General features: G+C 71.9%; 16 protein-coding genes. 8 read left to right on the plus strand and 8 right to left on the minus strand.

The genetic code is table 11. The features are described from left to right. Window positions 1–33: 33 nt before the first annotated feature. Window positions 34–1,647 (minus strand): FadD3 family acyl-CoA ligase, encoded by a 1,614-nt coding sequence (locus IG08_RS0102060; protein WP_234342786.1) that lies wholly within the window; start codon window positions 1,645–1,647, stop codon window positions 34–36. A gap of 108 nt (window positions 1,648–1,755) precedes the next feature. Between IG08_RS0102060 and IG08_RS0102065 the strand changes: the two genes are divergently transcribed. From IG08_RS0102065 to IG08_RS0102080, 4 genes are read left to right on the plus strand one after another with little or no spacing between them, the layout of a single operon-like run. After that, the gene (locus tag IG08_RS0102065; RefSeq protein ID WP_030595413.1) at window positions 1,756–2,913 is read left to right on the plus strand and encodes a lipid-transfer protein; all 1,158 of its coding nucleotides are present in this window, start codon (window positions 1,756–1,758) and stop codon (window positions 2,911–2,913) included. 5 nt (window positions 2,914–2,918) lie between these two features. Next, window positions 2,919–3,326 carry a Zn-ribbon domain-containing OB-fold protein gene (locus tag IG08_RS0102070; RefSeq protein WP_030595415.1) on the plus strand — a complete coding sequence of 136 codons (408 nt, stop codon included), beginning with the start codon at window positions 2,919–2,921 and terminating at the stop codon, window positions 3,324–3,326. Further along, window positions 3,323–4,096 carry an enoyl-CoA hydratase/isomerase family protein gene (locus tag IG08_RS0102075; protein ID WP_234342787.1) on the plus strand — a complete coding sequence of 258 codons (774 nt, stop codon included), beginning with the start codon at window positions 3,323–3,325 and terminating at the stop codon, window positions 4,094–4,096. The genes IG08_RS0102070 and IG08_RS0102075 overlap by 4 nt, the downstream gene beginning before the upstream one ends. Before the next feature lie 36 nt (window positions 4,097–4,132). Then, window positions 4,133–5,131, plus strand: coding sequence for an alpha/beta fold hydrolase (locus tag IG08_RS0102080; RefSeq protein ID WP_030595421.1), 999 nt, complete (start codon window positions 4,133–4,135; stop codon window positions 5,129–5,131). 124 nt (window positions 5,132–5,255) lie between these two features. Here the strand turns inward: IG08_RS0102080 and IG08_RS0102085 are convergent, their stop codons facing one another. Beyond that, on the minus strand, window positions 5,256–7,607 hold the full coding sequence (locus IG08_RS0102085; protein ID WP_030595424.1) for an outer membrane protein assembly factor BamB family protein: 2,352 nt from the start codon (window positions 7,605–7,607) through the stop codon (window positions 5,256–5,258). Window positions 7,608–7,772: 165 nt separating this feature from the next. Further along, window positions 7,773–8,507, minus strand: coding sequence for an AfsK-binding protein KbpA (gene kbpA, locus IG08_RS59910; protein WP_158812174.1), 735 nt, complete (start codon window positions 8,505–8,507; stop codon window positions 7,773–7,775). 133 nt (window positions 8,508–8,640) lie between these two features. Here kbpA and IG08_RS0102095 point away from each other — a divergent pair, with 133 nt between their 5' ends. Beyond that, window positions 8,641–9,276 carry a TetR family transcriptional regulator gene (locus IG08_RS0102095; RefSeq protein WP_030595430.1) on the plus strand — a complete coding sequence of 212 codons (636 nt, stop codon included), beginning with the start codon at window positions 8,641–8,643 and terminating at the stop codon, window positions 9,274–9,276. Between the two features lie 138 nt (window positions 9,277–9,414). Here the strand turns inward: IG08_RS0102095 and IG08_RS0102100 are convergent, their stop codons facing one another. Both IG08_RS0102100 and IG08_RS0102105 read right to left on the minus strand, forming a co-directional pair. After that, the gene (locus IG08_RS0102100; RefSeq protein ID WP_030595432.1) at window positions 9,415–9,888 is read right to left on the minus strand and encodes a nitroreductase/quinone reductase family protein; all 474 of its coding nucleotides are present in this window, start codon (window positions 9,886–9,888) and stop codon (window positions 9,415–9,417) included. Beyond that, entirely contained in the window at window positions 9,885–11,096 is a 1,212-nt protein-coding gene (locus IG08_RS0102105; RefSeq protein ID WP_030595434.1) for an acyl-CoA dehydrogenase family protein, read from the minus strand. The genes IG08_RS0102100 and IG08_RS0102105 overlap by 4 nt, the downstream gene beginning before the upstream one ends. Before the next feature lie 89 nt (window positions 11,097–11,185). On the opposite strand from IG08_RS0102105, the gene IG08_RS0102110 reads away from it, so the two are divergent. Then, window positions 11,186–12,373 (plus strand): thiolase C-terminal domain-containing protein, encoded by a 1,188-nt coding sequence (locus IG08_RS0102110; protein ID WP_199820798.1) that lies wholly within the window; start codon window positions 11,186–11,188, stop codon window positions 12,371–12,373. A gap of 48 nt (window positions 12,374–12,421) precedes the next feature. On the opposite strand, the gene IG08_RS0102115 is transcribed toward IG08_RS0102110, so the two are convergent. Beyond that, a complete protein-coding gene (locus tag IG08_RS0102115) occupies window positions 12,422–13,759 on the minus strand; it encodes a DUF11 domain-containing protein (protein WP_234342788.1) in 1,338 nt (445 codons plus the stop codon). Between the two features lie 97 nt (window positions 13,760–13,856). On the opposite strand from IG08_RS0102115, the gene IG08_RS0102120 reads away from it, so the two are divergent. Both IG08_RS0102120 and IG08_RS0102125 read left to right on the plus strand, forming a co-directional pair. Then, a complete protein-coding gene (locus tag IG08_RS0102120; protein ID WP_030595443.1) occupies window positions 13,857–14,282 on the plus strand; it encodes a pyridoxamine 5'-phosphate oxidase family protein in 426 nt (141 codons plus the stop codon). A 10-nt stretch (window positions 14,283–14,292) separates the two neighbouring features. Further along, window positions 14,293–14,958, plus strand: a complete 666-nt coding sequence (locus IG08_RS0102125) for a pyridoxine/pyridoxamine 5'-phosphate oxidase (RefSeq protein WP_030595445.1) — start codon at window positions 14,293–14,295, stop codon at window positions 14,956–14,958. On the opposite strand, the gene IG08_RS0102130 is transcribed toward IG08_RS0102125, so the two are convergent. Both IG08_RS0102130 and IG08_RS0102135 read right to left on the minus strand, forming a co-directional pair. After that, window positions 14,937–15,815, minus strand: coding sequence for a GNAT family N-acetyltransferase (locus IG08_RS0102130; RefSeq protein ID WP_030595447.1), 879 nt, complete (start codon window positions 15,813–15,815; stop codon window positions 14,937–14,939). The two genes, IG08_RS0102125 and IG08_RS0102130, sit on opposite strands and share 22 nt — an antisense overlap. Window positions 15,816–15,854: 39 nt before the next feature. Next, window positions 15,855–16,451 carry a GNAT family N-acetyltransferase gene (locus tag IG08_RS0102135; RefSeq protein WP_030595450.1) on the minus strand — a complete coding sequence of 199 codons (597 nt, stop codon included), beginning with the start codon at window positions 16,449–16,451 and terminating at the stop codon, window positions 15,855–15,857. Window positions 16,452–16,453: the final 2 nt, after the last annotated feature.

Below are 16,453 nucleotides of genomic sequence, written 5' to 3' on the forward strand. Positions count from 1 at the left end.
TGAAAATGCAGGGAGTGGGATCTCCCAGAACTCTCAGACGCCTCCGCGCGCTGCTCCCCGCAACTCCCCCTTGACCACCTTCCCGCTAGCGTTCCGAGGCAGCTCCCCCACGAACTCCACCGTCCTCGGCACCTTGTAGTTCGCCATCTCGCGGCGCGCCCACGCGATGAGGTCGTCCCCCGTCACCACCGCCCCCGCCCGCCGCACGACGTACGCCTTCCCGACCTCACCCAGCCGCGGATCCGGTACGCCGATCACCGCGACGTCCGTGACATCGGGGTGCAGGCCGAGCAGTTGCTCGATCTCCGCCGGGTAGGCGTTGAAGCCGCCGACGATGAACATGTCCTTGAGGCGGTCCGTGATGCGCAGGTTGCCGGATGCGTCGAGGACTCCCACGTCTCCCGTCCGCAACCAGCCATCGCTCCCCAGCACTTCCGCCGTCGCCGCCTCGTCCTCGTAGTAGCCCCGCATGACGTTGAAGCCGCGGACCAGGACCTCGCCGGGCTGCCCCACCGGCGCGTCCACCCGCACCTCCGTCCCGGGTATCGCACGCCCCGACGTCGACGCGATCACCGACGGCTCGTCCCCCCGGCGGCACATCGTCACGATGCCGCTCGCCTCCGAGAGGCCGTAGGCCGTCAGGACCGTGCCCACGCCCAGTTCGCCCCGTAGCCGCTCCACCAGCCGCAACGGCACCACCGCCGCGCCCGTCACCACCAGCCGGAGGGCGGAGAGGTCGTGCGCGTCACGGGCAGGGTGGTCCAGGAGCGACTGGTGCAGCGTCGGCGGCCCCGGCAGCACCGACACCCTCTCCGCCGCGATGTTCGCCAGCACCGTGTCGATGTTGAACACCGGCTGCGGGATCATCGTCGCGCCCCGCATCAGACAGGCCACCACCCCCGCCTTGTAGCCGAAGGTGTGGAAGAAGGGGTTCACGATCAGGTAGCGGTCGCCCTGCCGCAGGCCCGCCAGGTCGCACCACACCTCGTACGCCCGCAGCGTCTGCTCGTGCGTGATCACCGCTCCCTTCGGGCGGCCCGTCGTACCCGACGTGAAGACGATGTCCGAGGGCCAGTCGGGGGCCACGGCGGACGCCCTCGCCCGCACCTCGCCCTCCCCCACCCCGTCCCCGCTCGCCAGGAAGTCCTTCCAGGTACGGAAGTCGGCGGGGGCGTCGTCCGACAGCACCACCACTTCCCTCAGCTCCGGCAGCCCCGGCAGCGGTCCGCCGCCCGGCCCCTCCCCCGCCGCCCTCCGCAACGACGCCACATACGACGTCCCCAGGAACGTCCCCGTCACGAACAGCAGCCGCGCCCCGCTCCTGCGCAGCACATACGCCGCCTCCGCCCCCTTGAACCGCGTGTTCAGCGGGACGAGAACCGCGCCCACCGACACCGCACCCAGCGACGAGACCATCCAGTCAAGGGAGTTCGGGGCCCAGATGCCGACCCGGTCGCCCGGCCGCACGCCGTTCGCGACGCAGGCCGCCGCCGCGCGTTCGACGCGGGCGCCGAGTTCGCCGTACGAGATCCGAGTGCGGCCCTCCACCACCGCCTCGGTGTCCGCGTACCGTTCGGCCGCCCGGCGGACCAGCCCGGGGATGGTGCCCCACTCGCCCCACCCGCTCGACTCCACGTCTGTGCGCACGGCAAACGCCTCCTCGCCCCGGAGCATCCTGGAGCTGACTATCCGTCAGATTAGCTGTACCCTGACGCCCTGTCAGCAGCCCCATCACCGTGCGGAGGTGCGTGCAGCATGACCGGAGTCGGCGGGCTCAAGGACGCCACCGCGATCGTCGGGATCGGCCAGACACCCTTCGCCAAGCACCTTCCCGAGGACGAGAGAACCCTCGCCTGCAAGGCCGTTCTCGCCGCCCTCGACGACGCCGGCATCGCCCCCGGGGAGGTCGACGCCCTCGCCTCCTACACCATGGAGGAGACGGATGAGGTCGAGCTCGCGAAGGCCGTCGGGTTCGGGGACCTCACCTTCTTCAGCAAGGTCGGTTACGGCGGCGGGGGTTCGTGCGCCACCGTCGCCCACCTCGCCGCCGCGATCGCCACGGGCCAGGCCACCGTCGGCGTCGCCTGGCGGTCACGGAAGCGGGGCTCCGGGCCCCGCCCCTGGACCAACACCGCCGTCCAACTCCCCACCCCCGCCCAGTGGACCCGGCCCTTCGGCCTCCTCCGGCCGGCGGATGAGATAGCCGTGCTCGCCCGCCGCTACATGTACGAGTACGGCGCCACCCGCGACCACCTCTTCAACGTCGCCCTCGCCTGCCGCAACCGGGCCAACCAGAACCCCGCCGCGATCATGTACGACCGCCCCCTCACCCGCGAGATGTACATGACCTCCCGCTGGATCAGCGAACCCCTCTGCCTCTTCGACAACTGCCTGGAGACGGACGGGGCGTTGGCCTGCGTCGTCGTCAGCAGGGAGCGGGCCCGGGACTGCCGGCACACCCCCGCCTACCTCCACTCCGCCGCCCAGGGCCTGCCCGCCCAGCACCACGGCATGGTCAACTACTGGAACGACGACCCCCTCACCGGACCCGCCTGGACCGCCGCCCGACACCTGTGGAAACACGCCGACTTCACGCCCCAGGACGTCGACGTCGCCCAGATCTACGACGCGTTCACCCCCCTCGTCCCCCTCTCCTTGGAGGGCTACGGCTTCTGCGGACGCGGGGAGGGCGGCGCCTTCACCGAACAAGGCGCCCTCGAGATCGGCGGACGGCTGCCCCTCAACACCGGCGGCGGGGGGCTCAGCGAGGCGTACGTCCACGGCTTCAACCTCATCAACGAAGGCGTGAAGCAGCTGCGCGGGACCAGCACGGCACAGGTGCCCGGCGCCGCCACCTGCCTCGTCACCGCCGGCGAAGGCGTCCCCACCTCCGCCCTCCTCCTCAGGAGCTAGCCGACATGCTCACCCCTGTCACCGACCCCGACGGCGCCCCCTTCTGGCAGTACGCCGCCCAGGGCGAACTCCGCGTCCAGGCCTGCGCCGACTGCGGCGAACTCCGCTTCCCGCCCCGGCCCTGCTGTCCGCACTGCCGGTCCTTCGACACCGAGTGGCACCTCACGGACGGCCGTGGACGGGTCTGGTCCTACGCCGTCCCCCACCCGCCGCTCCTCCCGGACTACGCCGCGCAGGCGCCGTACAACGTCGTGGTCGTCGAGTTGGAGGAGGCACCCCGGATCCGCCTGGTCGGCAATCTGGTCAGCGAGGCCGGGGCCGCGCTCAACTCCCTCGATCCGCACCGGGTCCGGATCGGCGCCCGGGTGCACGCGGTGTTCTCCGACGGGCTCGTGCAGTGGATGCTGTCGTGACCGGCCTGCGGGTCACGGCCGACAAGGACACCGGCGTCGCGGTCATCACCCTCGACCGGCCGCGGAGGCTCAACGCCGTCGATCTCGCGATGCGGGACGAACTCATCGACGCATGGCGGGAGTTGCGCTTCGACGACTCCGTACGGGCCGTCGTGCTGACCGGCGCCGGCGAGCGGGCCTTCTGCACCGGGCTCGACCGGGACGCCGTGGTCCCGCAGCCCGACTCCCCCTACATGGCGGACGATCCGCTCCTCCACATCGGACCCAAGTCCAACGACCTCTGGAAGCCCGTCATCGCCGCCGTGAACGGCATGGCCTGCGGCGGGGCCTTCTACCTCCTCGGCGAGAGCGACTTCCTCGTCGCCGACCCGGCCGCCACCTTCTTCGACCCGCACACCACGTACGGGATGGTCAGCGCGTACGAGTCGGTGCTCATGGCACAGCTGATGCCGCACGGGGAGGCCGCGCGGATGGCGTTGACGGGAACCGCCGAGCGGATCTCCGCGGAGCGCGCCCACGCCGTCGGGCTCGTCACCGAACTCACCGAGCCGGGCGGGGCGTTGGCGGCCGCGACCGCCGCCGCGACGGTCATCGCCGGGTATCCGACGGAGGGGGTGCAGGGGACCGTGCGCGCACTCTGGGCCGCCAAGGAGGCCGCCCTGAAACAGGGGTTCGCGCAGGCGCCGCATCTCGTCGCCCTGGGGAATCTGCCGCTCGACCGGCAGGCCGAACTGTTCCGTGCCCGGCAGCCCGAATTCAGGTTGCGTTAGCAATTTACGTGCCTTGTACAGGCGTATGCTCACCTCATGGTTGAGCATCGCATGGTCGACGTGAACGGCATCCGGCTGCACATAGCGGAGGAGGGCGAGGGGCCGCTCGTCGTGCTGCTGCACGGCTTCCCGGAGTCCTGGCACTCCTGGCGGCACCAGTTCGGCCCGTTGGCGGCGGCCGGGTTCCGGGTGGTCGCGCCGGACCAGCGCGGATACGGGGCCAGCGATCATCCGGAGGACGTGGAGTCGTACTCCATCCTTCATCTCGTCGGAGACGTGGTCGGGCTGATCCACGCGCTGGGCGAGGAGCAGGCGTTCGTCGTCGGGCACGACTGGGGGGCGCCGGTGGCGTGGCACACCGCGCTGCTGCGGCCGGACGTGGTGCGCGGGGTGGCGGGGCTGAGCGTGCCGCCGCCGTTCCGTGGGGAGCGGCCGCCGCTGGAGGTCATGCAGGAGCGGTTCGACGGGCACTTCTACTGGAACCACTTCAACCGGCCCGGGGTCGCCGACGCCGAGTTCGGCAAGGACCCCCGCGCCGCGCTGCGCCGGCTGCTGTACGGCGCCTCGGGCGACGGCGCGGGCGCCGGGCGTTACGAGCAGGCGCTGGTGACGGACCTGGAGAAGGGCTGGCTCGCGGACATGCCCGAGCCCGAGGCGCTCGCCGACTGGCTCACCGAGGAGGACCTCGACGAGCTGGCCGGGAGCTACGCCCAGGGCTTCACCGGCGCCCTCAACTGGTACCGCAACCTCGACCGCAACTGGGAGCTGACCGCCCCCTGGCACGGTGCGGTCGTCAGCCCGCCCGCCCTGTACGTGTACGGCGACCGCGACCTGGTCCCGGCCTTCCCGGGCACCCCCGAACTGATCGCCAAGCTCCCCGAGTTGATGCCCAACCTGGTCCGAGACCCGATCCAGCTGAAGGGCTGCGGCCACTGGACCCAGCAGGAACGCCCGAACGAGGTGAACGAGGCGCTGGTCAGCTTCCTGACGGAGCTGCGAGACGGTCCTGTGGCGGGCACCACCCACCCGGCGTAGCGTCAGCCCTGAGACGGCCGCCGTCCAGCACCCCTTCCGTGCACACGAACGACGGCCGTCACCCCCACAGGGGCGCGGGGAACTGCGCGACCAGCCCCCACGGCGCCGCACCCGGCAACGAGGCTCAACTCGTCCGAGCCGTCCCCGTCCCCTTCTCCGCGTCCAGCGCGTACACGCACCGATCCTTGCTGCACGCGTACACAACACCGTCCCGCACGACCGGCGACCCGGTGATCTCACCACCGGTGGCCAGCTTCCACCGCAGACGGCCGTCGTCGGCCTTCAGGGTGTACAGCAGATGATCGGTGGAGCCGAAGTGAATGCGGCCCTCGGCCACCGCGGGCGCGCCCACGATGTCGCCGCCGGCCTGGAAGCGCCACTTCGGCGTGCCGGTGACGGCGTCCAAGGTGTACAGCCCCTTACCGCTGCCCACGTGCACATGCCCCGCGGCCGCCAGCACCGGGTCCACGGACGAGCGCGCCTCCGTCGCGATGCGCCAGCGATCGCGACCATCCGCGGCGTCGAGGGCGTACACCGTGCCGAGGTAGTCGGCCAAGTACACGCCACCGCCGGTCACGGCAGCCCCCGGCACGAAGGTCGGTGGGCTCAGGAAGACCGCCGGTGCCTCGAAGTGCCAGCGCACGTGGCCGCTCGCGACGTCCATGGCCAGGACCCGCGTCCCGGCCGACACGTACACGTAGCCGTCCTGGGCCGGGGCCACCCGCACGGGCACCCCGCCGCAGGACGCGGCGTCGCCGATCGGGTACGACCAGCGCTCGTCACCCGTACGGGCGTCCAGGGCCCGCAGCCGGGCGTCGTGCCAGAGGTACACCGTGCCCTCGTGCAGCGCCGGGCCCGCCTCCGGGGACTCGAAGTCGGTCTGGCAGCCGGCGAGCTCCCACAGCTTCTGGCCGCTCGCGGCCTCCCAGGCCTGGACGCCGCCGCCGCGCGTCCCGGTGATGACGATCCCCCGGTCGGCCTTGAGGGAGTACACCCAGGCGTCCGTGGACAGCCGCCACAGGTCACCGCCCTCACGGGCGTCGAGGGCGAACAGGGTGGGGCCGTCGGAGGCGTGGATACGGCCGTCCGCGACCGCCATCGACCAGGCCACGTCCCGCGTCTTGAAGCGACGCCGGCCGGTGGCCACGTCGAGGGCGTGGACCTCGAAGGAGGTGACGTAGACGAGGTCGCCGGCGACCGAGGGGGTGCCCCAGACGTCGTTCGACATGCGGAACCGCCAGGGGCGCCAGCCGCCCGCCGGCTCCGGGGGCGCGACCTGATTCGTCTGTACGGCAGGGCCTACGGCAGGGTCTGTGCCGTTGACACCGGGGCGCGGCCGGGACCAGGAGGCGACCAGGCCGGCCTCCGGTGGGGGCGCCTTGACGGCGGCGGCGCGGGCGTCGGCGACGCGTGGGCCGGGGCCGATGGGCACCTGGGCGCCGGCGAGGCGTACGGGGCCCGTGTCGGGGCCGCCGACGGGGACGGACGCGGGAATCACCGGGTCGCGGGAGGGCGGGGGCGGCACCGGGGCGCCCCGTCCGCCGCTGCGGCCGGCGGTGGGCGCCGGTTTCCCCGGCGGGCGGCCGCCGCGCCGGGTCTCGATCAGGCCCACCGCGCGCTCGGGCAGCCACGCGGACGCCGTACCGCTGTCGTCGGAGCCGGAGCCGAAGAGGTGGGGCGCCAGCTGGGCCTGGAGGTCGGCCGGGTTGGGGCGGGCCGTGGCCTCCATCTGCATGCAGGACTCGATCAGCGGGCGCAGTTCGTCCGGGAGGCCTTCGAGGTCCGGGCCCTCGCGGAGCAGCATGAAGACCGTCTCGACCGGGTTGGCGCCGTGGAAGGGCGGGTGTCCGGTGGCGGCGAAGACGAGCATCGAGCCGAGCGAGAAGACGTCACTCGCGCCCGTGACGCTGCGGGAGTCCTTGGCCTGCTCCGGGGACATGTAGGCGGGCGTGCCCACCGCCACGTTCGTCATGGTCAAACGCGTGTTCGATACGCCGGACGCGATACCGAAGTCGATGACCCGGGGGCCGTCCTCGACCACCAGCACGTTGGAGGGCTTGAGGTCCCGGTGGACCAGCCCCGCCCCGTGGATGGACTGCAGCGCCTCGGCCACACCCGCCGCCAGCCAGCGCACCGCCTGGGCCGGCATCGGCCCGCACTCGTTCACTATCTCTTCGAGGGAGGGCGCGGGGACGTACGCGGTGGCCAGCCACGGCACCGCGGCGCGTGCGTCGGCGTCGACCACGGCCGCCGTGTAGAAGCCGGACACCGCGCGGGCCGCCTCGACCTCGCGCGAGAAGCGGACACGGAACAGCTGGTCCTCGGCGAGTTCCGTACGGACCGTCTTGATCGCCACGCGTCGGCCGGACGCCGAGCGCGCGAGATAGACCAGCCCCATGCCGCCGGCACCGAGCCGTCCCAGCACCTCGAACGGCCCGATCCTGCGCGGATCGTGCTGCGTCAGCTGATCCACCACTCTGCCTGCCACCTCCCCGTACGGGCCCCGCCATCCACATATGTACGTGACCCCGTGCAGCGTCTCACCACCGCACCGCCATGGCGGCACGCACCCCGATTCTTCCTGGCCGAGCCACAGGTTGCGAACCCGGTGAGAAATGGGGTGTCTCACACCAAAAAGGACCTATCGCCCTTCCGGCCGCTCCAGCACCGCGAACGACGCCCCCTGATTGTCGGTGACGACGGCCACCTTCCCGTAAGACGTCTCGAAGGGTGGCGCCTGCACCCGCCCACCGAGACGGTTCACCGCTCCGAGTACGGCCTCGCAGTCCTCGACCCCGAAGTGGACGAGGAAGTGGGGCGGCATCTCGGCCGGAAAGACGTCGGAGACCGGTGCGCGGCCGAAGTCGGGGTGGGCGTCCGGTCCGAAGAGGGCGTCGTGGAAGAGCCCGCCGTAGAAGGCGTTGACGGTCTCGGTGTCCCGGGCGTACAGCTCGGCCCAGGCGAAGCTGCCCGGCTCGTGCCGCATGCCGAAGCCCGCGTGGGTGCCGGGCTCCCAGAGGCCGAAGACGGCGCCGTCGGGGTCGGTGACCAGCGCGGCGGTGCCGAGGGCGCCCACCGGCATGGGCGCGGTGACGACCTGCCCGCCGGCGGCCCAGACGCGGTCGGCCAGCCCCTCGATGTCGGGGGTCGCGAAGTACACCGTCCATACGGTGGGCATACGGCCGTCCGCCTTACGGGCGAGCGCGGCGACGGGCTCGTCGCGCTTCACCGCCCATACGGAGCCACCGTGCGCCTCCTCGAAGGTCCACCCGAAGAGCTCACCGTAGAACCGCTTGCCCGCCTCCACGTCAGGAAGCTGCGCGTCCACCCAGCACGGAACGCCCTCTGCGTACGTGGATGCCCTGTTTTCGGCCATGCCGCCAAAGTAACGGCGTCTCGCACACCGCGCAGACCAGCGCACCAGCCTCTCAGGGCCCGTGCACCCCATTTGCAGTCGGCCGAATCGCGCTCCGATCACCCCTCGGTAAGCTGACGGCATGACAGGACAAGTGCGTACCGTCGACGGCCGCGTGGCCGGCCGGCGTGGGCAGGCGACCCGGCAGAAGCTGCTCGACTGCCTCAGCGAGATGCTCAGCTCCTCCCCTTATCGGGACGTCAAAGTCATCGATGTCGCCCGGAAGGCGGGCACTTCGCCCGCGACCTTCTACCAGTACTTCCCGGACGTCGAGGGCGCCGTCCTGGAGATCGCCGAGCAAATGGCCACCGAGGGCGCCGGGTTGACCGAGCTGCTCGACGGCCGGTCATGGGTCGGCAAGGCAGGTTGGCAGACCGCGCAGGAACTCGTGGACGGATTCCTGGAGTTCTGGCGCAAGAACGACGCGATCCTCAGGGTCGTCGACCTCGGTGCCGCCGAGGGCGACAAGCGGTTCTACAAACTCCGCATGAAGATCCTGAACTCCGTCAACAACTCCCTCTCGGACGCGGTCGCCGAACTGCAGTCCAAGGGCAAGGTCGACAAGGACGTGAACCCGGCGGCGGTCGCCGGTTCGCTGGTCGCGATGCTCGCGGCCGTCGCCTCGCACCAGAAGGGCTTCCAGACGTGGGGCGTCAAGCAGGCTGAACTCAAGCCGAACCTGGCGCTGTTGGTCCACCTGGGCGTGACCGGCAGGAAGCCGACCAAGTAGGCCACTTCTCTTCTTTTATCGGCCCCAAGTCCTGTCTGGCAGGCGGTAGTCCACTCCGGTGGACTACCGCCTGCGGCGCTGTGGCCCTCGCGGCCATGACCTTCGCGGCCATGACCTTCGTGACTATGGCCTTCGTGACTACGGCCTTCGTACGATCCGGAAGAGCCGTATCTCCCGCTCCACCCGCGCCTGATACGTGGCGTACGGCGGCCAGAAGGCCAGCGCCGTCTTCCATACGGCCGCCCGTTCCTCCCCCGTGAGCAGCCGGGCCGTGACGGGGATGTCCTCGCCCTTCCAGCTGACCGAGGCGTCGGCGTGGGCGAGGAGGTTGGCGGTCCAGGCGGGGTGGCCGGGGCGGCCGAAGTTGGACCCGACGAGGATCCAGGTGCGGCCGTGTTCCTCCGGCATGCAGGCGAGCGGGGTACGGCGCGGCAGGCCGCTCCTCGCGCCGGTCGCGGTGAGGATCAGCCCCGGCAGCATCTGGGCGCTGAGCAGGACCCTTCCGCGCGTCAGCCGGTGCACGGCACGGTCGAGCGCGGGGATGACGTGGGGGGCGACCTTGGCGAAGCCCTTCGTCGACGACACCTTCTGGACCACTCGCTCACCGATCACACCGATACCTCCGCATCCTCGAACAGGTGCGCCGCGTCGGCGGCGTGCGCCCGCAGCCGGTGGACCGGGCCGAAGAGCAGTTCGTCGCCGGCGGCGCGCTTGAAGTAGAGGTGGACCTCGTGCTCCCAGGTGAAGCCGATTCCGCCGTGGAGCTGGATGCCCTCGGCGGCGGCAGTGCGCAGGGCTTCCAGGGCTTGCGCGAGGGCGAGGCCGCCGACGCGCTCCTCGTGCGCGGCCGCCGCCCAGGCCGCGTAGTACGCCGCCGAGCGCGCCGCCTGCACCTGGACGTACACATCGGCCAGCCGGTGCTTCACCGACTGGAAGGACCCGATCGCCCGCCCGAACTGCTCGCGCTGCCGGACGTGTTCGACGGTCCGTGCCAGGGCCTGGTCGGCGGCTCCGACGGCTTCGCAGGCGAGGACAGCGGCGGCGGTGTCACCGGTGCGGGCGAGTGCGAGGAGGACGTCGGTCTTTCCATCGCCGAGCAACTCGGCCTCGACGTCCCGGAGTTGGATGCGGGCCTGGGGGCGGGTGGCGTCGAGGGCGGTCTGCCGTGTCCGGACGAGCCCGGGGGCGTCCCCGGCGACGAGGAAGAGCAGGGTGCGCGAGCGGGCGAACCCGCCGATGTGAGCGGCGACGAGAAGGAGGCCGGCGATGTGGCCGTCGAGGACCTGGTCGACCTGGCCGTAAAGCCGCCAGCTCCGCTCCGGCGCAGCTGCGGGCAGTCGTGCCGCCGGGGCGGCAGGCCGCGCCTGAACGCCACCCGCACGCCCTCCCCCGGCCCAGTCACCCGTGTTGTCGCCGGTCAGCCCGAGAGCCGTGCCCGGCGGTACGGCGAGGCCGGCGGTCAAGGCGCCGGAGGCGATGCGGGGCAGCAGATCGGCCCGCTGGGCCTCCGTCCCGAGGGCGAGCAGGAGCGGGGCCGTGAGGACGGCCGTGGCGAGGAGAGGCGAGGGGGCGAGGACGCGGCCCGTCTCCTCGCAGGCCAGGGCGAGTTCGGTGGGCGAGCAGCCGACTCCGCCGTATGCCTCGGGGAGGGCGAGGCCGGGCAGGCCGAGGTGTTCGGCGAGGGCAGTCCACAGGGCGGGGTCGTGTCCGGCGGGGCTGTCGACCGCGGCCCGCACCTCCCCCGGCCCGCACCGCCTGCGCAGCAACTCACGGAGGGTGCGGCGGATCTCGCCCTGCTCGGGGGTGAAGTCGACGTCCATGGCCCTTCCCTCCCAATCTGACGGTCCGTCATATTAGGAGTCCCCGCACGATAAGCACAGAGGTAGACACAGAGGGAGGCCGCTTTCTCATGACTCCGGTCAGCCTGACTCCGGTCGGCCGCAGGGTCGCCGTGGTGGGCGCAGCCCTGTCCGACTGCGGCCGCGTGGACGACACGACCCCCTACGCGCTGCACGCCCAGGCCGCCCGCCGCGCCCTCGCCGACGCCGGCCTGGACCGCTCACTGGTCGACGGCCTCGCCTCGGCCGGCACGGGCACCCTCGCCCCCGCCGAGGTCGCCGAGTACCTGGGCCTGCGCCCCACCTGGGTCGACTCGACCTCCGTGGGCGGCTCCACCTGGGAGGTCATGGCGGCCCACGCGGCCGACGCGATCGCCGCCGGGCACGCGAACGCGGTCCTGCTGGTGTACGGCTCCACGGCCCGCGCGGACATCAAGGCGGGCCGGCGGACCGGCGACCTCTCCTTCGGCGCGCGCGGACCGCTCCAGTTCGAGGTCCCCTACGGCCACACGCTCATCGCCAAGTACGCCATGGCGGCCCGCCGCCACATGATCGAACACGGCACGACCATCGAGCAGTTGGCGGAAGTGGCGGTCCAGGCACGGGCGAACGCCTCGCTGAATCCCGAGGCGATGTTCCGGGACCCGATCACGGTCGACGAGGTCCTCTCCGGCCCGATGATCGCCGACCCCTTCACCAAGCTGCACTGCTGCCTGCGCTCCGACGGCGGGGCGGCGGTGCTGCTCGCGGCCGAGGAGTACGTACGGGACTGCCGTACGCCGCCGGTGTGGATCCTCGGTACCGGGGAGCACGTCTCGCACGTGAGCATGTCCGAGTGGGCCGACTTCACGGTGTCTCCGGCGGCGGTGAGCGGGCGGCTGGCGTTCGAGCGGGCGGGGGTGCGGCCCGAGGAGATCGAACTCGCCGAGATCTACGACGCGTTCACCTACATGACGCTGGTGACGCTGGAGGACCTGGGCTTCTGCGGGAAGGGCGAGGGCGGGGCCTTCGTGGAGAAGGGGCGGCTGAAGGTCGAGGGCGGAGATCTGCCCGTGAACACGGACGGGGGCGGGCTGTCGGCCCAACACCCGGGGATGCGGGGGCTGTTCCTGCTGGTGGAGGCGGTGCGGCAGCTGCGCGGGGAGGCGGGGGCGCGGCAGGTGCGGCGGCGGGACGGATCGGCGCCGGGACTCGCGGTGGCCTCCGGCACGGGGGGCTGGTTCTGCTCGTCGGGGACGGTGATCCTGGGGCGGGGGTGAACCGGCGACCGGGCGGGGCGGGCGATCGCCTCGGTCGCCTGAGCCCCGCTAGGGGCTGACCTTGATGACGGCCTCGTCGTTGGACGCGTCCGGGTCCTGGCGGCCGATGTCCCACGGACTGGTCCTGTCCTTTTCCTGGAGGTCCAGGGTGCCCTCCCCCGGGTCGCCGAGGTGGGCGGTGAACTCGAAGGACTGGGTGTCGCCCGGGTCCAGGCCACGTACGTCGCAGGTGTAGGTGTAGCCGTTGTTGTCGCAGTACGGCTCGTAGACGCCGTCGTCGTACTCCGACATGGGCTGCTTCACGATGGTCAGGCCGAGGGGCGGGTCGAACACCAGCTCGGCCGGGGTGCCGTCGGCGGGGCCGTTGTTGCGGACCTTGATCTGGAAGGTGCGCTCGGTGCCGGGGTCGCCGTGCAGGTCGACGTCGGAGACCTCGTAGTCGGCGTGGGTGTCGACGACGAGGTAGGTGCTGCCGCCGCCCCCGACGAAGGCGCCCTTCGTGTACGCGGGGTCCTTGGTGGCCTCGGCCTCCAGGGTCGGGCCGTCACCGAGGTCACCGCCCTTCGGGACGGTGGCGTAGTGCCCCGGGCCCGCGTCCAGCGCCCAGACGTCCCGGCCGTAGGAGGGGTACATCACCGTCTTGCGGACGCGCAGGTTCAGGGCGGGCCGGAGGACGACGGTCTCCCCCGGGTCGATCCGCAGCTTCGGGAACTCGCACACCGCGATGTGGTTGCGATTCTGCGGCGGGTAACGGCAGTTGTCGTACCACTCGGCGAAGTCCATGTTGTTGGCGCCGAGTTCCAGCCCCAGCCCCTTGACCGGCACCTCACCCGTGTTCCGCACGACGACCGGGGAGACCAGCTCGGAGCCGGGGCGGATGTTCTTCATGGACTCGGGTGCCACCGCCTCGACGACCGGCTCGCCCACGACGAACTTCGTCCGCGCGGTGAGCTTCTTGCCGTCCTTCGTGGTGTACGTGTAGCGGACGAGGGCCGTGTCACCGGCTTTGGCGCCCTTGGCGGCGACCGTCTTGGCCCGGGGGCTGTCCGACCAGTTGCTGTAGTCGCCGTCGACCTCGCAGGTGAGGTGCGCGGAATCGCCTGTGCAGGCCCCGTACTTCTTCAGCCGGACGGTGTCCTGCGCCTCGCGCGGCACGTCCACGGTGAGCTTGCGGACTCCGAGTTCGTCGCCGTCGTCCTTGGCCACGAGGGCGAAGGGCATCTTGTCCTTGAGGCCGACCTTGTCGCCGTGGGGGCGCAGGTAGTAGACCTCGGGGACGGAGAGGGAGGGGGAGGGGGAGCCCATGTCGCCGGCGGTGCAGGCGGTGAGGGGCGCGAGGAGTACGACGGCGGCGCCAACTGCCGTACTGGATATGCGTTTTGCCATCACCCCTCCATCCGACGGAATGCCCCGGCCCGTCGAACGGTTCTGCTTGGTCAGAAGTTCCGCAGGAGCGACACCCGAGCCGCCGGAGGAGTTCGTCATGGCCCTGACCCGCGAAGAGCGCGAAGAGTTCCTGGCCGAGCCGCATGTCGCCGCGCTGGCCGTCGAGGCGGGAGGAGGACGCGCCCCGCTGACCGTGCCGATCTGGTACCAGTACGCACCCGGCGACGACCTGTGGATCCTCACCGGGCTCGACTCCCGCAAGCACCGGCTGATCAGCGCGGCCGGCCGGTTCTCCCTGCTGGTCGACCGGGTCGAGCCGACCCTTCGGTACGTGTCGGTCGAGGGGCCGGTCGTCGACACGACCCCCTTCACCGTGGAGCAGCTCCGCGAGATCGCCGCGCGCTACGTCCCCGCCGAGAAGCTGGACAGCTACGTCGACTGGGCACTGAAGAACCACGGGGAGCAGGTGATCATCCGGATGCGGCCCGAGCGGTGGGTGACGGCCGATCTCGGTTCGCTGTAACAATCGGGGCATGGGAACGGATCTTCACGAGCTGCTCAGGTCCCTGCGGGTGTGGGACCCGGAGGTCACCGCGCTGCCGGCCTTCGACACGGACACCGCGCCCGCGACCCCGCTGGACCTCTTCACCACCTGGTTCGCGGAGGCGGTGGCCGCCGGGCAGACCGAGCCGCACACCATGTCCCTCGCGACGGCGGACGAGGCGGGCATGCCGGACGTACGGACCGTGATGCTGCACGGTGCCGACGCGGACGGCTGGGCCTTCGCGAGCCACTCCCACAGCCGCAAGGGCGGGCACCTGGCCGCCCGGCCGTATGCCGCGCTCGGCTTCTACTGGCCGGTGCTGGGCCGCCAGGTGCGGGTCCGGGGGCCGGTCACCGCGGCGCCCTCGGAGGAGGGGCAGGCGGACCTGCACGCCCGCTCCACGGGAGCGCTGGCCGCCGCGCTCACCGGCCGGCAGAGCCAAGTCCTGGGCTCACTCGGGGAGTTGGCGCAGGCCTCCGAGGCGGCCTGGGAGCAGGCTCAGCGTGAGCCCGGCGCGCCGGTCCCGTCCTGGACGCTGTACCGGCTCCGGCCGGACGAGGTGGAGTTCTTCCAGGGGGACGAGCGGCGGCGGCATGTGCGGCTGAACTACCGCCGCACCGAGGGGGGGTGGGCTCAAGAGCTGCTCTGGCCCTGAAACCCGTACACCGCGAAGTCCGTCGCCGGCCGGTACCCGATCCGCTGGTACAGGCCGTTGCTGGTCGGGTTGGCCAGGTCGGTGAAGAGGAGCACCTCCTCGGCGCCCCGCTGCCGTGCGGTCCGGCTGGCCTCCGCGGTGGCGGCGCCGGCGTAGCCCCGGCCGCGCAGACGGGCCGGGGTGTAGACGGGCGCCACCCGGATCTGGCCCGCGACCAGCGGGGTCAGTCCGGCCATGGAGACGGGGGTGCCGTCGGGGGTCTCCCAGAGCAGGATCCCGCCGTACGCGATCCGCGCGTCGGCCCAGGAGTCGGCGCGCGCGACACCGTCGGACTCACCGATGTCCTCGGTGAACTCGCGGAACCAGCGCGCCAGCAGCTCCCGGTCCCGCTCCCCCGCGACCCGCGCCCGCCCCTGAGGCACCGGCTCCGGCACGGTCAGCTCGCCGAGTCGGTACAGCCGCTGGCGCTGATGGAGCGCGGCCGTGGCGCCGGTGTGCCGCTGCCAGGCCTCGGCGAAGGCGGTGACGGACTCGCTGTCCCCCGCGGCCCCGGGAACCGGGCGGCCGAGCCCGGCCAGGTGTACGGCGAGGGCATCGGCCTCCTCGGCGGTGAGGGGCGTGAGGCTCAGCCGGTAGGGCGGGGTCCGGAAGTAGGCCGCACGCACCTTTCCGTCCTGTTCCAGCAGGCCGAAGAAGGGTGCCTCGTCGCTGCCGTACGCCTGCGGTCCACGGGTGCGCAGTGCCTCGGTCACGGTCAGCACGACGGTGTGCGGCGCGGGGCGCGAGTGCAGGAAGTCCTCGGCGCGGGCGAGGAAGGCGTCGAGATCGTCGGTGGTGTGCCAGTCGTCGGGGCGCATGGCTCATGATCCCGCGGGTCGACGTTCGACGCCGCTGAATTACGGGCACTCAGGATCCGTCGCCAGTCGCCCGTGCAGGTGCTCGTCCCGGAACGCGTCGTGCCGGCCCGCCTCGAACATCGCGCCCCTCAGCGTCCCCTCGAGGCGGAAGCCGCACCGCTCGGCGATGCGACAGGAGGCCTCGTGGCCGAGGGCATGGCCCAGTTCGAGGCGGTGCAGGCCCCGGTCGGTGAGGGCCCAGTGCGCGGCGAGGCGCAGGGCGCGGGTGGCGACGCCGTGGCCGCGGGCCTCGGGGAGGACCCAGTAGCCGACGCGGGCGGTGCGGAAGACATGGCTGATCTCGTTGATGCCGATGTGGCCGAGGGTCGTACCGCTCGACTCGTCCGTGACGCGGTACGGCGCACTCGTGCCGTCCGCCGTCCGCTCGGCCCTGCGGCGCAGCACGTCGCGGGCGCCGTCGAGGTCGGTGACCAGGACGAGCGGGGTGTTCCAGCGCCGGAACTCCGGGTCGGTCGACGCGCGCAGGTAGTCCGCGACGTCGGCGTCGGAGTCCGCGTTCCAGGAGGTCAGGCGTATGCCGGAACCGTGCAGGTCGGGAAGGGAGTGGGTGCTCTGCTGATCGTCGACGTGGGCCATCG

This window comes from Streptomyces fulvoviolaceus, from assembly GCF_000718165.1.
GTDB lineage: Bacteria > Actinomycetota > Actinomycetes > Streptomycetales > Streptomycetaceae > Streptomyces > Streptomyces fulvoviolaceus.

Coding starts and splice junctions, on each gene's coding strand:
- IG08_RS0102065 (WP_030595413.1), top strand. CDS start 1,756: ATGACCGGAGTCGGCGGGCTCAAGGACGCCACCGCGATCGTCGGGATC.
- IG08_RS0102070 (WP_030595415.1), top strand. CDS start 2,919: ATGCTCACCCCTGTCACCGACCCCGACGGCGCCCCCTTCTGGCAGTAC.
- IG08_RS0102080 (WP_030595421.1), top strand. CDS start 4,133: ATGGTTGAGCATCGCATGGTCGACGTGAACGGCATCCGGCTGCACATA.
- kbpA (WP_158812174.1), bottom strand. CDS start 8,507: ATGGCCGAAAACAGGGCATCCACGTACGCAGAGGGCGTTCCGTGCTGG.
- IG08_RS0102105 (WP_030595434.1), bottom strand. CDS start 11,096: ATGGACGTCGACTTCACCCCCGAGCAGGGCGAGATCCGCCGCACCCTC.
- IG08_RS0102110 (WP_199820798.1), top strand. CDS start 11,186: ATGACTCCGGTCAGCCTGACTCCGGTCGGCCGCAGGGTCGCCGTGGTG.
- IG08_RS0102115 (WP_234342788.1), bottom strand. CDS start 13,759: ATGGCAAAACGCATATCCAGTACGGCAGTTGGCGCCGCCGTCGTACTC.
- IG08_RS0102120 (WP_030595443.1), top strand. CDS start 13,857: ATGGCCCTGACCCGCGAAGAGCGCGAAGAGTTCCTGGCCGAGCCGCAT.
- IG08_RS0102125 (WP_030595445.1), top strand. CDS start 14,293: ATGGGAACGGATCTTCACGAGCTGCTCAGGTCCCTGCGGGTGTGGGAC.
- IG08_RS0102130 (WP_030595447.1), bottom strand. CDS start 15,815: ATGCGCCCCGACGACTGGCACACCACCGACGATCTCGACGCCTTCCTC.
- IG08_RS0102135 (WP_030595450.1), bottom strand. CDS start 16,451: ATGGCCCACGTCGACGATCAGCAGAGCACCCACTCCCTTCCCGACCTG.